This window comes from Niveibacterium sp. (genome assembly GCF_041909475.1).
Taxonomy (GTDB): Bacteria; Pseudomonadota; Gammaproteobacteria; order Burkholderiales; family Rhodocyclaceae; genus Niveibacterium.
The window spans coordinates 1-22,988 of sequence record NZ_JAYRDJ010000010.1 but is presented as its reverse complement, the minus strand read 5'-3'; the positions used below and the strand labels follow the sequence as shown (position 1 = coordinate 22,988).

General features: G+C 65.1%; 16 protein-coding genes. 9 read left to right on the top strand and 7 right to left on the bottom strand.

The window, feature by feature from the left end; genetic code table 11:
* Positions 1-291 precede the first annotated feature (291 nt).
* Entirely contained in the window at positions 292-2,991 is a 2,700-nt protein-coding gene (gene pepN, locus ACE3P0_RS08840; protein ID WP_374401955.1) for an aminopeptidase N, read from the top strand.
* Positions 2,992-3,087: 96 nt separating this feature from the next.
* On the opposite strand, the gene ACE3P0_RS08835 is transcribed toward pepN, so the two are convergent.
* Positions 3,088-4,899 (bottom strand): S8 family peptidase, encoded by a 1,812-nt coding sequence (locus ACE3P0_RS08835; protein ID WP_374401953.1) that lies wholly within the window; start codon positions 4,897-4,899, stop codon positions 3,088-3,090.
* 512 nt (positions 4,900-5,411) lie between these two features.
* Between ACE3P0_RS08835 and rhlP the strand changes: the two genes are divergently transcribed.
* Together rhlP and ACE3P0_RS08825 are read left to right on the top strand one after the other, a co-directional pair.
* Positions 5,412-6,251, top strand: a complete 840-nt coding sequence (gene rhlP / locus ACE3P0_RS08830) for a rhombotarget lipoprotein (protein WP_374401950.1) — start codon at positions 5,412-5,414, stop codon at positions 6,249-6,251.
* Positions 6,248-6,838 (top strand): rhomboid family intramembrane serine protease, encoded by a 591-nt coding sequence (locus ACE3P0_RS08825; protein ID WP_374401948.1) that lies wholly within the window; start codon positions 6,248-6,250, stop codon positions 6,836-6,838. The genes rhlP and ACE3P0_RS08825 overlap by 4 nt, the downstream gene beginning before the upstream one ends.
* On the opposite strand, the gene ACE3P0_RS08820 is transcribed toward ACE3P0_RS08825, so the two are convergent.
* From ACE3P0_RS08820 to ACE3P0_RS08810, 3 genes are all read right to left on the bottom strand, one after another.
* Complete coding sequence (locus ACE3P0_RS08820) at positions 6,828-7,952, bottom strand: radical SAM protein (protein ID WP_374401946.1); 1,125 nt, start codon at positions 7,950-7,952, stop codon at positions 6,828-6,830. The genes ACE3P0_RS08825 and ACE3P0_RS08820 overlap by 11 nt on opposite strands.
* Before the next feature lie 245 nt (positions 7,953-8,197).
* Positions 8,198-9,817, bottom strand: coding sequence for an ABC-F family ATPase (locus tag ACE3P0_RS08815; protein ID WP_374401944.1), 1,620 nt, complete (start codon positions 9,815-9,817; stop codon positions 8,198-8,200).
* Positions 9,818-10,118: 301 nt separating this feature from the next.
* On the bottom strand, positions 10,119-11,738 hold the full coding sequence (locus ACE3P0_RS08810; protein WP_374401942.1) for an alpha-amylase family glycosyl hydrolase: 1,620 nt from the start codon (positions 11,736-11,738) through the stop codon (positions 10,119-10,121).
* 144 nt (positions 11,739-11,882) lie between these two features.
* Here ACE3P0_RS08810 and pyrF point away from each other — a divergent pair, with 144 nt between their 5' ends.
* Positions 11,883-12,701, top strand: coding sequence for an orotidine-5'-phosphate decarboxylase (pyrF, locus tag ACE3P0_RS08805; protein WP_374401940.1), 819 nt, complete (start codon positions 11,883-11,885; stop codon positions 12,699-12,701).
* Positions 12,702-12,792: 91 nt separating this feature from the next.
* On the opposite strand, the gene ACE3P0_RS08800 is transcribed toward pyrF, so the two are convergent.
* Together ACE3P0_RS08800 and ACE3P0_RS08795 are read right to left on the bottom strand one after the other, a co-directional pair.
* The gene (locus ACE3P0_RS08800) at positions 12,793-15,990 is read right to left on the bottom strand and encodes an efflux RND transporter permease subunit (protein WP_374401938.1); all 3,198 of its coding nucleotides are present in this window, start codon (positions 15,988-15,990) and stop codon (positions 12,793-12,795) included.
* A gap of 36 nt (positions 15,991-16,026) precedes the next feature.
* Entirely contained in the window at positions 16,027-17,139 is a 1,113-nt protein-coding gene (locus ACE3P0_RS08795) for an efflux RND transporter periplasmic adaptor subunit (protein ID WP_374401936.1), read from the bottom strand.
* A 258-nt stretch (positions 17,140-17,397) separates the two neighbouring features.
* On the opposite strand from ACE3P0_RS08795, the gene ACE3P0_RS08790 reads away from it, so the two are divergent.
* Entirely contained in the window at positions 17,398-17,970 is a 573-nt protein-coding gene (locus ACE3P0_RS08790; protein ID WP_374401933.1) for a hypothetical protein, read from the top strand.
* A gap of 49 nt (positions 17,971-18,019) precedes the next feature.
* On the opposite strand, the gene lgt is transcribed toward ACE3P0_RS08790, so the two are convergent.
* On the bottom strand, positions 18,020-18,874 hold the full coding sequence (lgt, locus tag ACE3P0_RS08785) for a prolipoprotein diacylglyceryl transferase (RefSeq protein WP_374401931.1): 855 nt from the start codon (positions 18,872-18,874) through the stop codon (positions 18,020-18,022).
* A gap of 228 nt (positions 18,875-19,102) precedes the next feature.
* Here lgt and ilvD point away from each other — a divergent pair, with 228 nt between their 5' ends.
* The 4 genes from ilvD to ACE3P0_RS08765 all read left to right on the top strand — a co-directional run bounded on the left by ilvD (position 19,103) and on the right by ACE3P0_RS08765 (position 22,454).
* Positions 19,103-20,965 (top strand): dihydroxy-acid dehydratase, encoded by a 1,863-nt coding sequence (gene ilvD, locus ACE3P0_RS08780; protein ID WP_374401929.1) that lies wholly within the window; start codon positions 19,103-19,105, stop codon positions 20,963-20,965.
* A gap of 72 nt (positions 20,966-21,037) precedes the next feature.
* A complete protein-coding gene (locus ACE3P0_RS08775; RefSeq protein ID WP_374401927.1) occupies positions 21,038-21,523 on the top strand; it encodes a YbaK/EbsC family protein in 486 nt (161 codons plus the stop codon).
* Between the two features lie 29 nt (positions 21,524-21,552).
* A complete protein-coding gene (locus tag ACE3P0_RS08770; protein WP_374401925.1) occupies positions 21,553-21,933 on the top strand; it encodes a methylglyoxal synthase in 381 nt (126 codons plus the stop codon).
* Between the two features lie 26 nt (positions 21,934-21,959).
* Positions 21,960-22,454 carry a hypothetical protein gene (locus tag ACE3P0_RS08765; protein WP_374401923.1) on the top strand — a complete coding sequence of 165 codons (495 nt, stop codon included), beginning with the start codon at positions 21,960-21,962 and terminating at the stop codon, positions 22,452-22,454.
* The last annotated feature ends 534 nt before the right edge of the window (positions 22,455-22,988 follow it).

Sequence of the window (22,988 nt, the reverse complement as noted above, 5' to 3'; positions counted from 1 at the left end):
CGTCCCCCCCCGAAGTCGCTTCCCCCAGCGGCCTCTCCTCCTCCGTAGCGTCCTTGTCTCCCCCCGCCCGTCGGTCGAGTCCCCCCTCACCGACGGGCTTCATCTTTCTGGCTTCCGGTTCCATACATTCCCCGCCCCGCGCCGGCAATTCCCGGTCGCATGAACGACAACCGGGCACGATCTGCTCCACTAGAATTTCGCTCCATTCCAGAACGGCGGAACGGGCGTGCGCGTGGGCGCAGGCACCGGTTTCTGCCCCGCCGCCGCGCGGCGCCCAGACCGAGGACCCCCATGCGCACCGACACGCCACAAGCGATCTACCTGAAGGACTACACCCCGCCTGCCTTCTTGATCGAGACCGTCGATCTCGACATCGCGATCGAGAGCGGCTCCACCACCGTCACGGCAGCCCTCGCTTGCCACCGCAACCCGGCCGCGGCCGACCCGAGCGCGGCGCTGGTACTGACAGGCGAAGAACTCAAGTTGGAGGCAATCCGCCTCGACGGCCGCCTGCTCGGCCAGGGCGAGTACGCGCTGTGCGATGACCGCCTGCTGATCCACGCCGAACTGCCGGAGAGCTTTACGCTAACCACCGTTAGCACGATCAACCCGGATGCCAACACGCAGCTGTCCGGCCTCTATCGCTCGAAGGACGGCTACTTCACGCAGTGCGAGGCCGAAGGCTTCCGCCGCATTACCTGGTTCCTCGACCGCCCGGACGTGATGGCGAAGTACACCGTCACCATCCACGCCGACAAGGCGCAGTTCCCGGTGCTCTTAGGCAACGGCAACCCGGTCGGTGCGGGTGACGAAGAAGGCGGCCGCCACTGGGCGAAGTGGGAAGACCCGTTCCGCAAGCCGAGCTACCTGTTCGCAATGGTCGCGGCCAAACTCGACGTGCTTGAGGACTGGTTCGTCACGAAGTCCGGTCGCAAGGTGCGCTGCGCGGTGTACGTGGAGCCGGGCAAGCTCGACCAGTGCGGCCATGCGATGGAAGCCCTGAAGAAGTCGATGAAGTGGGACGAGGACGTGTTCGGTCTGGAGATGGATCTGGACCACTACATGATCGTCGCGGTCGGCGACTTCAACATGGGCGCGATGGAGAACAAGGGCCTCAACATCTTCAACACGAAGTACGTGCTGGCCCGCCCGGACACCGCCACCGACATCGACTTCCAGAACATCGACCGCGTTGTCGCGCACGAATACTTCCACAACTGGACCGGCAACCGCGTGACCTGCCGCGACTGGTTCCAGCTGTCGCTGAAGGAAGGCCTCACCGTGTTCCGTGACCAGCAGTTCGGCATGGACATGCACTCGGCCGGCGTCACCCGCATCCAGGAAGTGCGCACGCTGCGCACCGCGCAGTTCCCTGAGGATGCGGGCCCGATGGCGCATCCGATCCGCCCGGCGAGCTACGCCGAGATCAGCAATTTCTACAGCGCCACGGTGTACGAGAAGGGCGCTGAAGTGATCCGCATGATTCACACGCTGATCGGCAAGGACGCCTTCCGCAAGGGTATGGATCTCTACTTCGCGCGCCACGACGGCCAGGCCGTGACCTGCGAGGATTTCGTCGCCGCGATGCAGGATGCCTCTGGCCTCGACCTGACGCAGTTCAAGCGCTGGTACAACCAGGCCGGCACGCCGAAGCTGATCGTACGCAGCGCATACGATGCTGCCGCCAAGCGCTTCACGCTGGATGTCGCGCAGCAGTACCCGGTCACCGCTTACGAAAAGCGCCTCGAAGCCGAGGGTAAGCCGGTCGCGCGCGGCGCCTACCACCTGCCGCTGGTGCTGGGCCTGCTCGATGCCGAGGGCCGCGAGCTGCCGTTGCGCCTAGCTGGTGAGGCCTGCGCTGCTGGTACACAGCGCGTGCTGTCGGTCACCGAAGACCGCCAGACCTTCGTGTTCGAAGACGTTGCGGCGGCCCCGGTGCCCTCGCTGTTGCGCGGCCTCTCGGCGCCCGTCGTGCTCGACTACCCCTACACCGCGGCCGAACTCACGCACCTGATGGCGCACGACAGCGATGCGTTCTGCCGCTGGGAAGCCGGTCAGCGCCTCGCGACCGACATCCTGATGGCCGGGATCGCCGCCTATCAGACCGGCAATGGCGATTCGCTCGCATGGATTCCTGTCAGCTACGCCGACGCAATCCGCGCGCTGCTCGGCTCGGCCTTCGCGCCGGGCGGAGATCCGGCACTGGTGGCCGAAGCGCTGGCGCTGCCTTCCGAAGTGGTTTTGATCGAGGCCACCGAAGGCACCGTTGATCCGGATGCCATCCACGCCGCACGCCTCGCGCTGCGCCGCCATCTTGCCAAAGAACTCAAAGGCCCCCTGGCAGCCGCCTACCACGAGCTGAAGATCGACGCGCCCTACTCGCCGGACGCACGCCAAGCCGGTGCGCGGGCACTGCGCAACGCCTGCCTCGGCTACCTGGCCGAAATCGACGACGCAGAGTCGCGCGCGCTAGTGATGGCGCAGTTCGATGGCGCCGACAACATGACCGACACGATGGCCGCGCTCTCCGCCATTGCGCAGTTCGATGTGGCGGAACGCGAAGACGCGCTGACCCGCTTCCTCGACAAGTGGAAGGACGAGGCGCTGGTCGTCGACAAGTGGTTGATGGTGCAATCGACCGCACGCACCGCAGACACCGGCAAGCGTGTGCGCGCCCTGCTGCAACACCCAGCGTTCGACATCAAGAACCCGAACAAGGTGTATGCGCTGATCCGTGCCTTCTGCGCCGCCAACCCGAAGCACTTCCACGCCGCCGATGGTTCGGGCTACGAATATGCTGCTGACGCGATCCTTCAGCTCGACGCGATGAACCCGCAAGTGGCATCGCGCATCGCACGCACATTCGACCGCTGGCGTAAGTTCGACACCCACCGCCAGTCACTCGCGCGAGTTCAACTCGCACGCATTCAGAGCCATAACGGCCTCTCGCGCGACGTAGCGGAAGTGGTCGGTAAGGCACTGGAAAGCTGATCCGGCGCAGACGTAGAACAAAGCCCCGCCGAAGCGGGGCTTTTATTTTTGCCCCTGGGGCGTATTGCGACGCCCCAGGGGCACTGCGTTATCGCGTTACCAGCTTGCGTTCAGCGAGTATTTGCCGTTCGTCGAGCCGGTACCGCCGCTGTAGTAGCGCACCTGCACATAGCGCGTAACAGTGGTGCTACCTGTGTTGGTGGTGCTCGCGGTATCGGTCTTCCCGGCGCCGAGTTCGCTCTTCGCGATCTGCGTGCCAGGCGAGTTGTAGAGGTAGAGATCGTAATCCGCGGTGCTGAGGCCCGGCACCATGGTCGCCGTCAGCGTCTTGCCGGCAGGCAGATCGACGCGATACCAGTCCTGGTCAGTGCTGGACGCCATCGTGCCCGCCACCTTCGACGGCTGCGACAACATCATCGGCGCCGTACGCGTGTTGTTCGGCTCGACTTCGTTCACGCTGACCACGCCACCGCCTCCACCGCCGCCACCATTCGCAGCAGCCATCGCCGCGCTGGCATCCACGAGGCCTGCACCGCAACCGGAGCAGGTTCCGGGGAAGGGCCGCACGGTGCTGGTCAGCACGCTCTTCACCTGATCCGGCGTGAGCGCCGGGTTCTTTGCGATCACCAACGCGGCAACCGCCGCGACGTGCGGCGTCGCCATCGAGGTGCCCTGGTAGAAGGCGTAGGAATCCGCCCCCGGCGACTTGGTGCCCGCGTTGAGCGTGGACAGGATGCCGTTGGACGCGCTGCCGCTCATGTCTCCGCCCGGTGCTGCCAGCGTCACGATGCTGCCGTAGTTCGAGTAGTAGGCCCGATCGCCGTAGCGGCCCGTCGCGGCAACCGCGATCACGCCTGAGCAGTTCGCCGGGTTTGAGTTCGAGGCATTCTGGTTCTCGTTGCCTGCCGCCACCACCACGACCGTACCGCGCGAACGCGCCGACGTGATCGCGTTCTGCGTCGTCGTATCGCAAGCACCGCCGCCGCCAAGCGACATGTTGATTACCCGCGCGGGCGTCGGGTTCGCCGGTACGCCGCTCACCGCCCCACCGGAAGCCCACACGATCGCGTCGGCAATATCGGAGGTGTAGCCCCCGCAACGCCCGAGTACCCGCAGCGCTTGTACCCGCGCGCCGTAGGCGATGCCGGCGACACCACTGCTGTTGTTGGTGAGCGCCGCGATCGTGCCGCCCACATGCGTGCCGTGCCAGCTTGAATTCGTTGCAGCCCAGCCGGTGCCGCACTCGCCCGCATTGGTCCAGTCGCCCGGGTCACTCGCGTCGGCATCGCGGCCATCGCCGTCGTTGGACACGGCGGTGTCGGAGATGAAGTCGTAGCCTGCAACGATGTTCGCGGCGAGGTCGGCGTGTGGCCGATAGCCGGTGTCAATCACTGCAACCACCACGCCGCTGCCGTTGCCCTGGTCCCACGCCCCCGGCACACGCATGCCCCCGGTGGCTTCGTAGAGATCCCACTGCTCGGCATAGCGCGTGTCGTTCGGCGTGAAGAGCACATGCATCATGCGATCCGGCTCCGCGTATTCGATATTGGCATCGCGGGCCTTCAGTTCGGCGATCAACTGCGACGCTTCAGCCTGCGTGACCTTGCGGTCGAGCTTCACGACGTCCGCACCGAGGGCGGTCTTTCGCAAAGCATGCATTGTCACACCCAGGCGCGCGCCGGCAGCTTCAAACACCTGCGCGCGCTGCGTCGCCACAGGTGCCGATTGCGCGCCGATGTTGAGCGTGTTGCGGTATTTCACGATCAGGCGATCGGTGTGTTCAACCGGTGCCTGCGGCACATCGAACGCGCTGATGGTGCCGCCAGCAATTGCAAGCTGGGGAAGGGCCGCCGCGAGACATGCGGCGATACCGGTCACGCGCGTGACCAGGGAACGGCGAACGATCATCTTGGACATCTCCTGTTGTGGTCCAGACCCCGCCGGGGTATCCGGCGGTGGTCAATTCCGCTCGACCCGATCGCCCGATTAAGGCGCGCGTCGACGCGAAACCCGCAATGCGCGGCCGGCCAAGTATGCCAACAGCATTTTTGTTCGTGCAGATCACTTTTCCAGTGATTCATTTTCCCAACACGAGCGCGCTCAGATGGGCAAATCCCCCATGCAAATGGGATTCGCGACGCGCATAGCCTCAAAGCACGATAGAACCCGTTTTCGCATTCCTCAAGATCGATTTCGCACACGGTCCAGCGTTGCCACAGACGGAACCTGCCTGGCGGTTGATTGGGGCGGTGTACGAACTTGCTCTGGTCGCCGCGTCAACACGCCGGGGTCGTCGAGGGCGAGCTGCGTATCGAAATCCGCTACGCCAGCGCGCACCCGATGCAACTCACAACATCGTGCTCGCCGGCACCGCGCTGTGGCGCACAGCATCTCGCCACCATCAACACCAAACACGAGTCATGAACATCACCGCACTGCTTCGCAACAGCGCCGCCGCATGCGCGCTTCTTGTCCTGGCCGGCTGCGCAAGCCTGTGGCATCGCACGGACACGCACACCCAATCCGGCAGCGCCGTCGAGTATCTGTTTCCGGACGCCAAGCAGGCGCCGCAAATTGCGCCCGGCGTAACGACCCTGCGGCCACCGGTGAACGTTGGCATTGCCTTCGCCCCGGCCGCGCAATGGGGTAAGGCGATTCCCGAACAGCAGAAGACGTTGTTGCTGGAGAAAGTGAAGAGCAACTTCGCCAGCCTGCCCTACGTCGGCAAGATCGAAGTGATCCCCTCGTCCTACCTGCGCGCGAAGGGCGGCTTCGCCAATCTGGAACAGGTGGCGCGGATGTTCGATGTCGACGTCGTCGCGCTGGTCTCCTACGACCAGGTTCAGTTCGTCGATAACGGCGTGCTGTCGATGCTGTACTGGACCATCGTGGGGGCTTACGTAATTCAGGGCGATCGCTACGATGTACAGACGATGGTGGATGCCGCCGTGTTCGACGTCGCGAGCCACAAGCTGCTGTTTCGCGCACCCGGCACCAGCCACATCAAGGGCAGTTCGACCCTGGTGAACTACAGCGAAGCCTCGCGCGAAGCACGCGCAGCGGGCTTCGATGCCGCGGTGATTGATCTGGTGCCGAACCTGAAAGCCGAACTCGAACGCTTCCGCGAGCGCATGAAGACAGACAGCAGTGTGCAAGTCGTCAATCGCCCCGGTTACAGCGGAGGCGGCAGCGTGGGCCTCGCCGGCGTGCTGCTCGCGCTTGGCCTCGCGATCCTGATCGGCCTGCGCCGCCGGCCGTGAATGTAAACCTGCGCTGGCCGCTCGCCAGCATCGCGATCGCGGTGATGAGCCTCGCGGCGATCGCGCTTCCCTCAGCCTGGGCCGCGCAACTCGAACTGACGCGTGCGCCACTCGATGGCGCTGCCGTTTGGCAGCTCTGGAGCGGCCATCTGCTGCACTTTGGCTTGGCCCACGCGCTGACCGATCTGCTGACGATGCTGATCGCCGCGAGCGTCGTCGAAACCGCGCTCGGCACCCGCCGCGCCGTGCTGCTGTATTGCGTCTCGCCGCCTGTGCTCAGCCTGCTGACGCTGCTCACCGCGCCGCAACTCGCCACCTACCGCGGCGCGTCGGCACTGGCGGTGATGATGGGCTTTGCGGCGGGTGGCGTGTTGTGGCGCGACACCGGCCTGCGCATACCGGTCGCGCTGATCGTGATGATGTTTCTGATCAAGCTGACATGCGATGCAGGCGGCACGGCGACGGATCTCAGTGGCCTGCCTGCGGGCATCGAAGTCGCGTGGCAGGCACACGCCGCCGGTGCCCTGATCGGCAGCTGTGTTGGGCTCGGCCTCGCACGGGCCAAGCCCTCACACGTTACGGCATGATCTCGACGTAGTCATACACCGGGCAGTCGACGATCTCGCGCTGCAGCGCTTCGGGCAGCGCGGCGTACCAGTCCGCCAGCGGATAGCGATCGATCGCGTCGCCGAGGTGACGCACCAACTCGCACACGGGGTCGGTGATGCCGCTACGCCAGGCCTCGTCCTTGCGCACATAGCCCATCCACAGGTTCTTCATGCAGTTGCCGCGGCACCAGGCCTGCGCTTCGCAGCTGCCGCAAGGCATGTCGGGATGCTGCTGTAGCGGACTCGGTTCGAGCCAGTTCTCGGCAAGGTCGCCCATCTGCATCTCGGGCAGGTGCATCAGGTCGGGACACGGGAAGATGCGGCCATCCGGCATCACGTTAAGGATGTGCGAGGAGACGCGGCATTGCGCACGCCCGTGATGGCGTTCGTCAACGAGATTCGGGAACAGCTTGTTGCGCACGATACCCATCAACGGGATCACCGGCAGCAAGGCGTCGGTATCGCGGAAGAAGCGCACAACGAGTTCATCGAGCACCGCCTTGCGGCGTGTCATCGCCGAGTCGGTGTAGGCGTGATCAGCGACGAACTGGAAGTACAGATAGTCGAAGCGCTCCAGCAGCGCTTCGATCTGCGCAACATCGATCTCATCGCTCGACCAGGTCATACGCGCGGTCAGCGAGCCGCCAACACGCGTATGCACCCGCTCCACGTTGCGCATCACCTGACGGTAGATGCCACGCCCGCGGTACCCATCGGTGACCTGCTCGCCACCGTCGATCGAGACAAGAATGTTGTCCAGACGCCGCAGCACCCATTCGGGCAAGTCGTCGAGCAACGTGCCATTGGTCTGCAGCTGGAAACGGAAATGCGGGTAGCGCCACATCACCGTCTCCATGAATGCACGGTTGAGCGTTGGCTCGCCGCCGTAGAAGGTGACGTACACATCCTTGGCAGCAAGGTGTGTCTCAACAAACCGGTGGAGGGTTTCGATGTCGTATTCGACCTTGCCCTGCGAGCCGAGCACGTCGCCCTCGCTGATCGAGCAATAGCTGCACTTGAGGTTGCACTGCAGCGTGGTGAGCAACTGCAGTTCGACACGATGGCCGATGATCGCGGGAAGTCCGCTCTGCACCGAAGAGCGCGGGCGGACGAATGAAACGGGTTGGGCGTGCATGATGCGAAGGGCGTTGCAGGGGGAGCAGGATTTTGAGCGTGCCGCCGATACGCTGCTTGGAGCAAGGTCAACGCCTGCGCAGTCTGTGAGCACCCGGGCCGGTGCATGCAGCCGCGCATCGCAGCGCTCTCACAAGACCGCCGACAAGAAAAAAGGCCGGCGCCTCTCGGCGGCCGGCCTTGTGCGCGCGGAACAAGCGCGGCTTATTCGACGCCCTGACTGTGCAGGTATTCGTCGTAGGTGCCGCGGTAGTCGACGATCTGGCCGTCCTGCTTGATCTCGATGATGCGGGTCGCAACAGAACCGACGAACTCGCGGTCGTGCGAGACGAACAGCACCGTACCATTGAAGTCCATCACACCAGCGTTCAGCGATTCAATTGACTCCATGTCCATGTGGTTGGTCGGCTCATCGAGCAGCAACACGTTCTTGCGCTGGAGCATCAGCTTGCCAAACAGCATGCGGCCTTGCTCGCCACCGGAGATCACCTTGACCGACTTCTTCACATCGTCGCCCTTGAAGAGCAGACGGCCGAGCGTGCCGCGGATCAGCGTCACCGCGTCGTCGCCTTCGTAGCCGCCTTCGCGCACGTAACCCGAGATCCAGTCCGTCAGGTTTTCGCCGCCGGCAAAGTCTTCCGCGTGATCCTGCGCGTAGTAGCCGAGCTTGGCCTTCTCGGCCCACTTCACGGTGCCGAACTGCGGTTGCAGCTGGCCCATCAGCAGCTTCAGCAGCGTGGTCTTGCCAACGCCGTTCTCGCCGATGATCGCGACCTTGTCGCCCGCATCGATGGTGATGGTCAGATCCTTGATGATCGTCTTGCCCGGCTCGTAGCCGAAGGTCAGCTTCTCGACCTCCACCGCGTGGCGGTGCAGCTTTTCCTTCTCGTCGTAGTCGAAGCGGATCCACGGGTACTGGCGGCTCGAGGGCTTGAACTCATCGATCTTGATCTTCTCGATCTGCTTGGCGCGGCTGGTGGCCTGGCGGGCCTTCGACTTATTGGCCGAGAAGCGACGCACGAATTCCTGCAGCTCGGCGACCTTTTCCTTCGCGCGGGCGTTGTCCTTCGCCTGCTGCTCACGCGCCTGCTGCGCGGCTTCCATGTAGTCGTCCCAGTTACCCGGGTAGATCTGGATGCGGCCGTAGTCCAGGTCGGCCATGTGGGTACAGACCTGGTTCAGGAAGTGACGGTCGTGGGAGATAATGATCATCGTGCTTTCGCGTTGATTGATCACGTTCTCCAGCCAGCGGATGGTGTTGATGTCGAGGTTGTTGGTCGGCTCGTCGAGCAGCAGGATGTCCGGGTTCGAGAACAGTGCCTGGCACAGCAGCACTCGAAGCTTCCAGCCCGGCGCGACCTCGCTCATCGGGCCGGTATGCTGCGAAGTCGGGATGCCCACGCCCAGCAGCAGCTCGCCGGCACGCGCCTCGGCGGTGTAGCCGTCATACTCGGCGAAGTGCGCCTCGAGTTCGGCGGCGTGCATGTAATCGTCTTCGGTGGCCTCGGGATTCGCGTAGATCGCGTCCTTCTCCTTCATGCAGGCCCACATCTCGGCATGGCCCTGCATCACCACATCGATGACGCGCTGGTCTTCGTACGCGAACTGGTCCTGGCGCAGGAAGGCCATGCGCTCGCCCGAATCCAGCGCCACATTGCCAGCCGAGGGCTCCAGCACGCCAGCGAGGATCTTCATGAAGGTCGACTTGCCGGCTCCGTTGGCGCCGATCAGGCCGTAACGGTTGCCGTCGCCGAACTTGATCGAGACGTTCTCGAACAGCGGCTTGGCGCCGAACTGCATGGTGATGTTGTTTGCGACCAGCACGAGGAATTCCTTTGATCTGCCATCGGGCGGACGTCCGCCCGGAAAAACCGTATATTGTAACGCGGAATTATTGCTTTCAGCTCAAAGACTTGCGACCAACCGAACGGAAGCCAACCCAACAACACCCAGCGTATTCAAAGGCCACGCCTCGCCCGGTGCGCCACGGGCGGTTTCTTGACTCGGGTAACGCGGTGCAGCGGCGGCGTGGCGATGCGGGCCGCGACGTCGCCAGCGTGCGATTCAACGAAAAAGGCCCTGCAGCGCAACGCCGCAGGGCCGTTCCAGACAAGTCCGGTCGCGCTTACTTCGCGATCGTATAGACGACGAAGGACTGCGGCTGTACCGCCGTCGTGAAGTTACCGCCGGAGGCGACACCACCAACGCCGCTCACAGGCCAGGCCGCCGACACCGTCGCCCCCGCCGGCAGGCCGCTGAACGTCACGCTGGACGCGCTGCTGCCGTAGTTGATGGCAACCAGCGCCGTCTCGTTTGCGGTGCTGCGCGTGAAGCTCATCGTCCAGCCGTTGGCGGTGGCATTGTCGTAAGAGCCGCCCGCCAGCGACGGGTGCGCCTTGCGCATCGAGATCAGCGCTTTGTAGAAGCTCAGCAGTGAGTTGGCATCGCCCAGCTGCGCGGCGACGTTGTTGGTCGCGACGTTGCTCGACACCGCGCGGAAGGGCTTGCCGGTGGTGAAACCGGCGGTCGTGGTGTCGGCCGTCCAGCTCATCGGCGTGCGCAGTTTCCAGTCACCGCTGAGGCCGTTGTTGTTGGCCATGCCGATCTCTTCACCGTAGTAGATGAAGGGCACGCCCGGTTGCAGCATGTAGGTTGCGACCGCGAGCCGGTATTGCGGCAGGTTGCCGTTCACCTGCGTCCACAGGCGGTCACCTGCGAAGGCATCGTGGTTCGACACCATCGCCGCCATGTTCGCCGGCGCGCCGCTGAAGTAGTTCGCCACCGCAGCCACCGCGCTGCTGCTGCCCTTGGCCGCGCTGACGATGTCATAGTTGTGGCCAAAGGCAAAGGCGCTGCCGCAGGCGTCGGAACCGCCAAACTTCTCTGGCGCGACCGGCGCCTCGCAGACCATGTAACGGTTCTGGTAGCCGTTGAGCATCGTGAGCACGGCGCCCATGATCGTGTAGTTCTCGGGCTGCCCTTCCCAGGCCGACGAGCCGTTCTCGACCAGATTGCCAACGGCGTCGAATCGGAAGCCATCGACACCACGGTTGAGCCAGAAGCGCATGCTGTCGTGGTGGTAGGCCAGCACCTTGGCGTTGCGCAGGTTGAAGTCCGGCATCTGGTCCCAGAAGCCAGCGAAGTAGTAGCCGGTGCTGCTCGACTTCCACGGGTCGTTGCCGTAGATGCTCCAGCCGCTGGGCTTGGTCGCCGACCAGATGTACCAGTCACGCCGCGCGCCGTCCTTCGCGCCGCTGGAGTTGAGGAACAGTGGGTTCTGCGCCGCGCTGTGGTTCATCACGTAGTCGATGATCACGCCGATACCACGCGCGTGGGCCGCCGCCACGAACGCATCGAAGTCCGCCAGCGAACCGTACTGCTTTTCGATCGCACGGTAGTCGGTCACCGCGTAGCCGTGGTCGTTATCCTGCGACTGGGTCACCGGCATCAGCCAGATGCCGGTCACGCCCAAGTCCTTCAGGTAGTCGAGCCGCTGGGTGAGACCCTTGAGGTCGCCGATGCCGTCACCGTCGCTGTCCTGATAGCCGCGCACATAGATCTCGATGAACGGACCCTGCTTCCAGGTGGAGGGCAGCGCTGAGCCCGGATCGCTCTTGGCCACCGCCGACACATCGGCGTCCGGCAAGGTTGCCGGCGGCTGCACCGACACGGAACCGCCGCCACCGCCGCAAGCGGCGAGCGACACGAGCATTGGCAGCAGGGCAAATCGAAAGGCGCGACGCATGAAGCCTCCTCTACGGGGCATGAGGGAATCGCGTGATTGTCGCGCGAAACGCCCCAACGATGTTGACCGTCCGTGCCGTCGGCGCTGCGCGGCGGGCCATGCGTCGCAGGTAGAATCCGGGGTCTGACTGCAAGGACCCTCTTCATGGATTTCCGCTCCAAACTCGATGCTGCCTGGCGCAGCCGGAACTCGCTGCTGTGCGTGGGCCTCGACCCTGATCTGAGCAAATTCCCGGCCCATCTGAAGGGCCGCCCGGACGCGGTGTTCGAATTCTGCCGCGCGATCGTCGACGCCACCGCCGACCTCGCCTGCGCGTTCAAGCCGCAGATCGCCTACTTCGCCGCGCTGCGCGCCGAAGACCAGCTCGAAGCCCTGATCGACCACATCCACGCCAAGCACCCGCAAGTGCCGGTAGTGCTGGACGCCAAGCGCGGCGACATCGGCGCCACCGCGCAGCAGTACGCCCGCGAGGCCTTCGAGCGTTACAAGGCGGACGCGCTAACGGTGAACCCGTACATGGGCTTCGACTCGGTCGAGCCCTATCTGGAATGGAAGGACCGCGGCCTGATCGTGCTGTGCCGCACCTCCAACCCCGGCGGCTCCGACCTGCAGTTCCTTCAGGTCGATGGCGGCCGCAAGCTCTACCAGCATGTCGCCGAGCTCGTCGCAACAAAGTGGAACCCGCACGGCCAGGCCGCGCTGGTGGTGGGCGCGACCTTCCCGCAGGAGTTGGCGGACGTGCGCACGATCGTCGGCGACCTGCCCTTGCTGGTGCCCGGCATCGGTGCGCAGGGCGGCGACGTGGAAGCCACCGTGAGAGCCGGCCGCAGCGCCGCCGGCAGCGGGCTGATGATCTCGTCGTCGCGCGCGATCCTGTACGCCGGCAAGGGCGAGGATTTTGCCGATGCGGCGCGCGCCGTGGCGCTCGCAACCCGCGACGAGGTGAACCGCTACCGCGGCTGAGCTACCGGGGCCACCCAGCCCCGACACCTGAAAAGAAAACGGGCCACAGCGTGCATTGCCGCTGTGGCCCGTTCTGTTTACGGTGCGCGGATCAGGCGGCCTTGCTCACCCGGCGCGGGCCACCGAACAGTCGCCGCAGCACACGCCATACGAAGCGCAGCCCCAGCAGCGCAGCAAGCGCCTCGGCCAGCGTCGTGACGAAGGCGACGAAGGCGTTGCCGCGTGCCACACGGTCGCGGAGCTTGCGCATCGCCGAATCGCGCTTGATCTCGATCGAATCGTAGAAGCTCGGAATCACCAGCAGCGTCAGCAGCGTGGAGGTGATCGTGCCGCCGATGATCGCGACCGCCATCGGGCTGTAGAACTCGCCCCCCTCGCCGACACCGATCGCCACCGGCAGCATGCCGGCGATCAGCGCGAAGGTCGTCATCAGGATCGGGCGTAGCCGTTTGCGGCCGGCCGCCATCAGCGCCTCTTCGCGATCCATGCCCTCGCTTTCGAGCTTGCGTGCGGCATCCAAGAGCAGGATCGCGTTCTTCGCCACCAGGCCCATCAACATGATCACGCCGATCAGGCTCATCAGGTTCATCGTGCCGCGCGTCAGCAGCAAGGCCAGCACCACACCGATCAGCGACAGCGGCAGCGACAGCATCACCGGCAGCGGCGCGGTGAAGGAGCCGAACTGGATCACCAGCACGAAGTACATCATGCCGACGCCCGACACCAGCGCGATCAGCATGGCGCCGAACACCTCCTGCTGGTCCTTCGATGCGCCGCCCAGCTCAAGCCCGAAACCGGGCGGGAACTGGATCGCCTGCGCGAGCTTCATCGCGTCCGCCGTGACCTCGCCGGACGAGCGCCCCTGCGCGTTGGCCGACACCGTGACCATGCGCTTGCCGTCGATGTGCTGGATCTTCGACGGGCCCTTGCCGGTCGTGATCGTCGCGATCTGGTCCAGCGGCACCACAGCGCCGCTGCCGGCCACCGCAATCGGCAGCCGTTCGATGTTGCCGGCGTCGACCCGGTCTTCCGGCGCAAGCCGCACCGCCACATCACGCGTCTCGCCGGCCGGGTCCACCCAGTCGCCCACCTCGACCCCCGCGAAGGCCACGCGCAGCGCCTGCGCCGCATCGTTGGCCGAAATGCCCAGCGCGTTGGCGAGGCCACGGTCGAGTTCGATACGCAATTCGTCCTGCGGATCCTGCTCGGACAGGCCGACGTCCACCGCACCCGGCACCTGGCGCAAGCGCGCCATGAAGTCGCTGGTGATCTCCTGCAGCCGGCGCGCATCGGTGCCATGGAAGCGGATCTGCACCGGCTTCTGCGCGCCGTTCGACAGATCGTCCAGCACCACGTATTCGGCACCGACCAGGCGCTTGAGCTTCACGCGCAGTTCGCTCGCGATCTCCTGCGCCGAACGCTTGCGAGTCGAGCTCTTGCCGATGTCCACATAGATGCGGCCGCCGTCCGGGCGCACCTGGGTGTTGGTCGCCGTCGTCTCCTTGATCGTGTGCGCCAGCGTAGCGGCACTCTCGAGTTTGCGGCGCGAGTACTCCAGGCTGCTCGACGCCGGCGTACGCACGTCGACCGCAATCACCGGGTTGTCCGACGCCGGCAGGAAGCTCGACCCGCCCAGCGTGATCTGCAGCACGATCGCCAGCACGAAGCTCGCCGCCGCGAAGGCAAACATCCAGGCGCGGTGATGCAGCGCCCAGGCCACGATGCGGCCATAGCGTTCGGACTGACGATCGAACCAGACGTTGAACACCGCCAGCTTCTTGCCCAATCCGCGCTTTTCCGCAAGGTGATGGCCGGCCGGGTCGCCCCAATAGGCCGACAGCATCGGGTCCAGCGTGAAGCTGATGAACAGGCTGACCAGCACCGAGGTCACCACCGTCAGGCCGAAGGGGCGAAACCATTCGCCCGACATGCCCTGCATGAAGGCCACCGGCACGAACACCGCGACGATGGAGAAGGTCGTCGCCGCCACCGCAGGTCCGATCTCGGCGGTGCCGCGCAGCGCTGCCGTCATGCGGTCTTCGCCCGCCTCCATGTGCCGCACGATGTTCTCTCGCACCACGATCGCATCATCGATCAGCACCCCGATCGCCAGCGAGAGCCCCAGCAGGCTCATGAAGTTCAGCGAGAAGCCGCACAGCCACACCGCGATGAAGGCGGCGATAACCGAGGTCGGCAGCGACAGCGCGGTAATCAGCGTCGAGCGCCAGGAATTCAGGAAGGCATACACCACCAGCACGGTGAGGCCGGCGCCGAAGATCAGCGCGTGCACCACGTTGTTGAGGCTGTCCTGCGCCTCTTCGCCGCCATCGCGCGTGACGACCAGCGTGGTGCCTTTCGGCAGCTCCTTGCCGATCGTTTCGACCAGCTTGCGCACCTGATTCGCGATCGCCACGGTCGAGGAATCGCGCGAGCGCATCACCGAAATGCCAACGTTGGGCTGGCCGTTGCGCACCGACTGGGTGTCGATTTCGCCAAAGCCATCGCGCACGGTTGCGAGCTGCCCCAGGCGCACGACTTGTTCTCCGCGGCGCTGCACGACGATCTGCTCGAACTCCCCCGGCCGCTCGATACGACCGACCAGCCGGATGCTCTGGTCCTGCAGTTCGCCGCGCACCTTGCCGACCGGTGCAGTGGCGTTCTGCGTACGCAGGGCCGCAACCACCTCGGCCACCGATACGTTGAAGGCGCGCAGCTTCTCGGCATGCAGCAGCACCGACAGCTCGCGCTTGAGCGAGCCATGCACCTCGACCACCGACACGCCGGGGATCGCGCGGAAGCGATCGGCCAACTGGTCTTCCGCCAGGCGCGAGAGTTCCGCGTGGCTCATCGCCGAGGACGACAGCGCGAGCTGCATGATCGGCTCGGCCGAGGGGTCAACGCGTTCGAGCACCGGCTCGCGCATTTCCACCGGCAGCTTGTAGCGCACCGACGCGATCGCGTTGCGCACCTCGTCGGCCGCTTCGATCAGGTTCTTGCTGAACTTGAAGATCAGCACGATCGTCGCGTTGCCTTCGGCCGCGGTGGAGCGCACTTCATCGATGCCGGTAATGCTCTGCAGCGCCTTCTCGACGCGGTTGATGACCTCGCGCTCAACCGAATCGGGCGAGGCGCCGGGGTAGGTGATGTTGACCACCAGCACCGGCGGCTGCACATCCGGGATCTGGTTCACGCGCAGCTTGTTGAGGGCGAGAAGGCCCGCGAACATCAGGGCCAGGATGATCACCACCATTGCAATCGGGCGGCGGATACTGAAATCGGACAGGAACATGGCTGTTCGGCTCGCTGAGTGAGGGGGCGCGGCGGCTTACTGTTTGGCCTTCGACGCGGCGCGTTCGACGGGCTGGCCGTCAACGAGGCCGGTGCTCGGCGCGCGCAGCACTTCATCGCCCGCTGCCACCCCTGCGCGCACCACCCACATGCCGCTGCGTGCATCGCGCTCGCCCAGTTTCAGCGCCACCTTCGCGAGCTTGCCGCCGGCTACGCGCCAGGCGTAGGTGTGCTCGCCCTCGCGCGACAGCGACGCTTCCGGCAGCATCGGCACCATGTCGCTCGTCGTAACGACCTGCCCCTCGGCGTAGAGGCCTGCGACGCGCGGCACATCCCCTTCCACCGCCACACGCACCGAGACCTGGCGGGTCACTTCATCCGCGCTCGGTGCGATGTGCTGCACCCGGCCGGAGAACGCCGCCTGGCTGGCACCTGCGACACGGAAGTGCACCGCCTGGCCGGCCTTCAGCTCGGCGACACGCTCGACCGACACCAAGCCTTCGAAGCGCATGCTGGCCGGGTCGATCACCTTCAGCAGCTCCTTGCCGACCTGCGCGGTATCGCCGGCCGAGACCTTGCGATCGCTGATCACGCCGTCGAACGGGGCCCGCACTTCGGTACGCTGCAGTTGCTGACGCGCCGCCACCACGCGGGCGCGAGCAGCAGCCAGATCGCTCTGCGCCTGGTTGCGGCGGGCTTCCGCGTCCTCCACCGACTGGGTCGAGCTCATGCCCTGCCCCTGCAGCGTGGTGAGGCGCTTGAACTGCCGCTCGGACTGGTCCAGCGAACGCTCGGCGGCGCGCGCCGCTTCCTCGGCCGACGACAGGCTGTCGCGGATCGAGGTGTCGTCCATGCGCACCAGCAGGTCACCCTTGCGCACCACGTCGCCGTTGTCGCGCAGAACCTGCAGCACGGTGGTCGACACCTCGGCGCGCAGATCGGCGCGGCGCTCGGGTTGCAGCGAACCGGTCAGCACCGGGCCGCCGGCATTCAGCGCGCTGTCGACGCGGCGAACGTCTTCCGGCGCCAGCAGCAGCGGCTGCGCAGCGGCCTTCTTGGCGGCCTCGGCCGCATCATGCTTGTTGGGACTGCAGGCGCTCAGCGTTGCACCGAGCAGCGCAACGGCGAAGAAGGCAACAAAACGCGACATGCGAAACACTCCGGGGCGGGCCATCATTTCGGAATTCCGTGGCGAATCAAGACGAAAAGTCCCGCGAGCTTACCGTCGCCCGCTCGCCCTTGTATGGCAATTGCGACATAAAGATACATTGGCACACACAAGCCCCGGCGGCGCAGTGGCGCCAAATCCGGCAAACGCCCAGCCGGCGGACCTGACCGGCATCAAGAGCCGTAGGTGTGGCCGGCGCAAGCTTTACGCTCCGCGGCACCACAACAGGGAGGGATCACCATGCATGCACGGCTTATCGGCGGCGCGCTTGCGCTGCTGCTCGCGCTTGCGCCGGCTTTCGCTTCGGCGGGCATGAGCGCGAAGGAAAAAGACAAGGAACGCGCGGAGATCCGCAAGGACGTCAAGGCGACGCTTAGCAAGCTCTACAAGCTGCAACCCGGCGCGAAATCCGCCATCGCCGGGGCGGCGGGCTATGCGGTGATCAACAACTTCGGCGTGAAGATCCTGGTGGCTGGCAGCGGCACCGGCAAGGGCATCGCCTACGACAAGTCAGGCAAGGAGCTCTTCATGAAGATGGTGGAGGTGCAGGCCGGGCTCGGCATGGGTGCGAAGAAGTTCTCGCTGATCTGGGTGTTCCGCGATGCGGCCAAACTGAAGAAATTCATGTCCGGCAGCTTCGAGACCTCGGCCCAGGCGAATGCCACCGCGCAGATGGACAAGAAGGGCGGCGCCTACGCCGGCGCGGTGCCGGTGTCGGACGGCGTGTGGCTTTACCAGATTCAGGGCGACGGCCTGGCGCTGGAACTTACCGCCAAGGGCACCAAGTACTACCTGTACGACGAACTCAACTGAGTTCGCAGCAAACAATGAAAAACGGGGGCCGCGGCCCCCGTTTCCATTTTCAGCGCAGCTTGCCCTTCAGGCTCAGCGCCATCACGGCGCCGCCGATCAGGATCATCGGCAGCGAGAGCCACTGCCCCATCGAGAGTTGGCCGGCAAGCAGACCGAGGAAGTCATCGGGCTGGCGCGCGAATTCCGCGATGAAGCGGAACACGCCGTAGCCGATCAGGAAGCTCGCCCCCATGAAACCAACCGGGCGAGCCTTGCGCGACACCAGCCACAGGATCCCGAACAGACACACCCCTTCCAGCGCAAACTGGTAGAGCTGCGAGGCATGGCGCGGCAAACCGCCGTACTGCGCGAGCTGCGCCATCAGGGCCGGGTCGAGCAGCGCGGCGGCGCGGTCCTCATTCGCCGCTTGCGGGAACATCATTGCCCACCATGCGTCGGGCGAGGTGATGCGCCCCCACAGCTCACCGTTGATGAAATTGCCCATGCGGCCTGCGGCCAGGCCCAGCGGCACCAGCGGCGCGACGAAATCGCCCACCTGCAGGAAGCTGCGCCCGGTCTTGCGGCCAAAGAACCATAGTGCGACCAGTACGCCGAGGAAGCCCCCGTGGAAACTCATGCCCCCCTGCCAGACCGCGAGGATTTCCGCCGGGTGACCAAGGTAGTACGCCGGCTTGTAGAACAGCACATAGCCCAGGCGGCCGCCCAGCACCACACCCAGCACGCCCCAGAACAGCAGGTCGTCCAGATCCTTCTCGACCCAGCCCTTGATCGGGCCATGTTTGGCGCGCCACTTGCCAAGCGTCACGAAAAGCATGAACGCGACCAGGTACATCAGGCCGTACCAGCGCACGGCCAGCGGGCCGAGCGAGACAGCAATCGGGTCGAACTGCGGATGAACAAGCATTGATGGGCTTCCAGTTTCGCTAGAATTGATCTTTTAGGTCGGATGCGAGGCGGTGCAACCCACCTCTGGCTTCCGGGCGGTCCGGGTTGTCGCGCCGGGGCTCATCGGCCCCTTGCAGCGCAATCCGCCGCGCCGGCCCCGCGTTCCGGAAAAGCTGAATTGTATCGGTGCCGCTGTGACAAACAGCGTCGCCGGGCGCCGACGGCGCCATTTCCTGGAGTGAGCACCATGCCTGAGTACCGTTCCCGTACGTCCACCCACGGCCGCAACATGGCCGGCGCACGCGCCCTGTGGCGCGCCACTGGCATGAAGGATGGCGACTTCGGCAAGCCGATCATCGCGATCGCCAACAGCTTCACGCAGTTCGTGCCCGGCCATGTGCACCTGAAGGATATGGGCCAGCTGGTCGCACGCGAGATCGAAGCGGCGGGCGGCATCGCCAAGGAATTCAACACCATCGCCGTCGATGACGGCATCGCGATGGGCCACGGCGGCATGCTGTACTCGCTGCCGAGCCGCGAGCTGATCGCCGACTCGGTCGAATACATGGCCAACGCGCACTGCGCCGACGCGCTGGTGTGCATCAGCAACTGCGACAAGATCACCCCGGGGATGCTGATGGCCGCGCTGCGCCTGAACATCCCGACGGTGTTCGTCTCCGGCGGCCCGATGGAAGCCGGCAAGGTCACCGTGGCCGACCCGGCCGGGCAGAAGATCATCAAGCTCGACCTCGTCGATGCGATGGTGAAGGCTGCCGACAAGGCGGTCAGCGATGCCGAGGTCGATGAAGTCGAACGCTCCGCCTGCCCGACCTGCGGCTCCTGCTCCGGCATGTTCACCGCGAATTCGATGAACTGCCTCACCGAGGCGCTGGGCCTCTCGCTGCCGGGCAACGGCACCATCGTCGCCACACACGCCGATCGCAAGCAACTGTTCCTGCGCGCCGGCCGGCTCGCGGTGGAACTGTGCAAGCGCTACTACGAGCAGGACGACGCCTCGGTGCTGCCGCGCTCGATCGCGACCTTCGAGGCTTTCGAGAACGCGGTTGCGCTGGATGTTGCGATGGGCGGCTCGACCAACACCGTGCTGCATCTGCTGGCGGCCGCGCACGAAGCGCAGGTGAACTTCACGATGAAGGACATCGACCGCATGTCGCGCAAGGTGCCTTGCCTGTGCAAGGTCGCCCCGATGACCGACAAGTACCACATCGAAGATGTGCACCGCGCCGGCGGCGTGATGGGCATCCTCGGCGAACTCGCGCGCGGCGGCCTGCTGCACCGCGAATGCCACACGGTGCATAGCAAGACGCTGGGTGGCGCGCTGGACACCTGGGACGTGATGCACGCCCACAGCCAGGACATCTTCAACTTCTATCTGGCCGCACCGGGCGGCGTGCCGACCCAGGTTGCCTTCAGCCAGGACAAGCGCTTCCCCGAACTGGATCTGGACCGCACCGCTGGCTGCATCCGCGATGTCGAGCACGCCTACTCCAAGGACGGCGGCCTCGCTGTGCTGACCGGCAACATCGCCGAAAAGGGCTGCATCGTGAAGACCGCCGGCGTCGATGAGTCGATCTGGAAGTTCACCGGCAAGGCGATCGTGTTCGAAAGCCAGGAAGACGCCGTCGAAGGCATCCTCTCCGAGAAAGTGCAGGCCGGCCATGTCGTCGTAATCCGCTACGAAGGCCCCAAGGGCGGCCCCGGCATGCAAGAGATGCTGTACCCGACCAGCTACCTCAAGAGCCGCGGACTCGGCAAGCAGTGCGCGCTGCTGACCGACGGCCGCTTCTCGGGCGGCACCTCGGGCCTCTCGATCGGCCACGCCTCGCCGGAGGCCGCGCAGGGTGGCGCGATCGGCCTCGTGCAGGACGGCGACACGATCGAGATCGACATCCCGAACCGCCGCATCCACCTCGCAGTCAGCGACGAAGAACTGGTGCGCCGTGAGGCCGCGATGGAAGCCCGTGGCGACAAGGCCTGGAAGCCCGCCTCGCGTGTCCGCCACGTCTCGCAGGCGCTGCAGGCCTACGCCGCGCTGACCACCAGCGCCGACACCGGCGCCGTGCGTGACCTCTCGCAGCTCAAGCGCTAAGCACAAGGGCCACGCCGCAAGCGTGGCCCTTTTTGTATCCGGCCCCGCCTCGATGCTTGTTGTCCCCGATAGATGAAACCCGCCACTCACCCCACCGCACTGCGTACCCAGCAACTGCTGCACGACAGCGGCCTTGATGTGAAGGTCGTCGAGTTCGACCAGCCCACGCGCACCTCGGCCGAAGCCGCCGCGGCGATCGGTTGCAGCGTCGCCGAGATCGCCAAGTCGATCGTCTTCCGCGGCGCGCACAGCGGGCAGGCGATCGTGGTCGTGGCGAGCGGCGACAACCGTGTCAGCGAAGATAAGGTCGCCGCGCTGGTGGGCGAAAAGCTCAAGCGCGCCGACGCCGACTTCGTACGCAGCGCCACTGGCTACGCCATCGGCGGCGTCGCACCCCTGGGCCACGCGCAGCCGGTACGCCTGCTGCTCGACACCGATCTGCAACGCTTCACTACGGTCTGGGCGGCTGCCGGCACGCCCTTCTCCGTCTTCCCCCTCGCCCCCGCGCAGCTCGCCACTCTCACCGGCGCCGCGTGGAGCGATGTCCGCGCCGGCTGAACACACACAAGAAAACGAGACCACGCGTAATGAAAACAGTCGCCCTCATCGCCCACGATGGCAAAAAAGACCAGATCGTCGCCTTCGCCAAAACCCACCGCGACCGGCTTGAACGCTGCAAGCTGCTCGGCACTGGCACCACCAGCCGCCGCATCCGCGACGAAACCGGCCTCGCCGTCCACGGCCTGCTCAGCGGGCCTCTAGGCGGCGACCAGCAGATCGGCGCCATGGTTGCCGAAGGCCGCATCGACCTCGTGATCTTCCTGCGCGACCCGCTGACGGCACAGCCGCACGAACCCGACATCGCGGCCTTGATGCGAGTGTGTGATGTGCATGATGTGCCGCTGGCGACGTGTCTCAACAGCGCGCATCTGCTGACGGTGGCGATCTTGTTGGATGAGGTGGTCTGACGCGCCAACTGGCGAGCGCGCAAAGCATGAAAGCCCTGCGCGCTCACTCACTTTGGACAAAGCTTTCCGAGCGTCGGCCTGAGCCTTCTCGCTACGCCCATCAAGACGGCACATCGGCCATGCGCAATGAAACAATCACCCGTGTAGAAGTTCGTACCGTCGGCGACCTAAAACAGCTCGTCGCCACCTTGCCGGACGACATGCCCATCTGCGGCGATATCGTTGGTGACGAGATCACTGCAGTGGTATCGACCAGAACCGAGGTGTCAGGCTCCAGGATGATCTTGACGTTCGAGGTCACGAACACTGCGGCTTTAGGCACCCGGCATCCGATGGGCATCGTGAGCACAATCGGCCAATGCAAAAAACAAATGACACCCGCAGGCTGGCGCTCATTCTGTGCGCAGCGGATCTCAGACCCGTTTTCACCGTTTGATCCGGAAATCTGCGCCGATTCACAAAGCGTGTTTCTAACGCGGCAAGAAACCTGCGATTACGAGTACGCCCAGAGCGCCGAATGATTGCGTGGGTCGGGTCGAATAGGCGACGTCCCACTCATGGCCGACGATACGAGTTGACCAGCCAAGACGGCTTTCCCATGTAAGCCGGGTCCCGCCCCGGCGGGCGTCTTACTTTCTGGCAACAGCACCAGAAAGTAAGCAAAGAGTGCCGCCCGGCGTTCGCGCTCAGGCGCATAGCGCCTGACTTCCCTGCGTTGCTCGCGCAACCGGGGGCCTGCGGAACTCGCCCTCGCTGCGCTCGGTGCTCAAACCGGCCCACGGCTGGCTTTGCACAGCCAGCCGGCTCCAGCGGCGCGAAGCAGTGCTTCGCGAAACCCCGCCTGCGCCCTCGGCCTTCTTCCCGGTCGCGCTCCGCTACTCGGCGCTCTCGACGGGACCCAAAGTCAGAACCATCGCAGTTTTCGCGCACTGAGAAGTTGCAGCGGCTGATCGTCGACGCTTTTCTTCCCCCTCTGAAACGCCGAGCAGCGCAGAAGCATCGGGTTCCGACGCGCAGCGGCGGTGGCGAGGACTGTTTGAGGCCCGCAGGGCCGA

What these genes read in the sequence shown, in the direction of transcription:
- pepN (WP_374401955.1), top strand. Translation starts at nt 292, where the DNA reads ATGCGCACCGACACGCCACAAGCGATCTACCTGAAGGACTACACCCCG.
- ACE3P0_RS08835 (WP_374401953.1), bottom strand. Translation starts at nt 4,899, where the DNA reads ATGATCGTTCGCCGTTCCCTGGTCACGCGCGTGACCGGTATCGCCGCA.
- rhlP (WP_374401950.1), top strand. Translation starts at nt 5,412, where the DNA reads ATGAACATCACCGCACTGCTTCGCAACAGCGCCGCCGCATGCGCGCTT.
- ACE3P0_RS08810 (WP_374401942.1), bottom strand. Translation starts at nt 11,738, where the DNA reads ATGCGTCGCGCCTTTCGATTTGCCCTGCTGCCAATGCTCGTGTCGCTC.
- pyrF (WP_374401940.1), top strand. Translation starts at nt 11,883, where the DNA reads ATGGATTTCCGCTCCAAACTCGATGCTGCCTGGCGCAGCCGGAACTCG.
- ACE3P0_RS08800 (WP_374401938.1), bottom strand. Translation starts at nt 15,990, where the DNA reads ATGTTCCTGTCCGATTTCAGTATCCGCCGCCCGATTGCAATGGTGGTG.
- ACE3P0_RS08795 (WP_374401936.1), bottom strand. Translation starts at nt 17,139, where the DNA reads ATGTCGCGTTTTGTTGCCTTCTTCGCCGTTGCGCTGCTCGGTGCAACG.
- ACE3P0_RS08790 (WP_374401933.1), top strand. Translation starts at nt 17,398, where the DNA reads ATGCATGCACGGCTTATCGGCGGCGCGCTTGCGCTGCTGCTCGCGCTT.
- lgt (WP_374401931.1), bottom strand. Translation starts at nt 18,874, where the DNA reads ATGCTTGTTCATCCGCAGTTCGACCCGATTGCTGTCTCGCTCGGCCCG.
- ilvD (WP_374401929.1), top strand. Translation starts at nt 19,103, where the DNA reads ATGCCTGAGTACCGTTCCCGTACGTCCACCCACGGCCGCAACATGGCC.
- ACE3P0_RS08775 (WP_374401927.1), top strand. Translation starts at nt 21,038, where the DNA reads ATGAAACCCGCCACTCACCCCACCGCACTGCGTACCCAGCAACTGCTG.
- ACE3P0_RS08770 (WP_374401925.1), top strand. Translation starts at nt 21,553, where the DNA reads ATGAAAACAGTCGCCCTCATCGCCCACGATGGCAAAAAAGACCAGATC.
- ACE3P0_RS08765 (WP_374401923.1), top strand. Translation starts at nt 21,960, where the DNA reads ATGAAAGCCCTGCGCGCTCACTCACTTTGGACAAAGCTTTCCGAGCGT.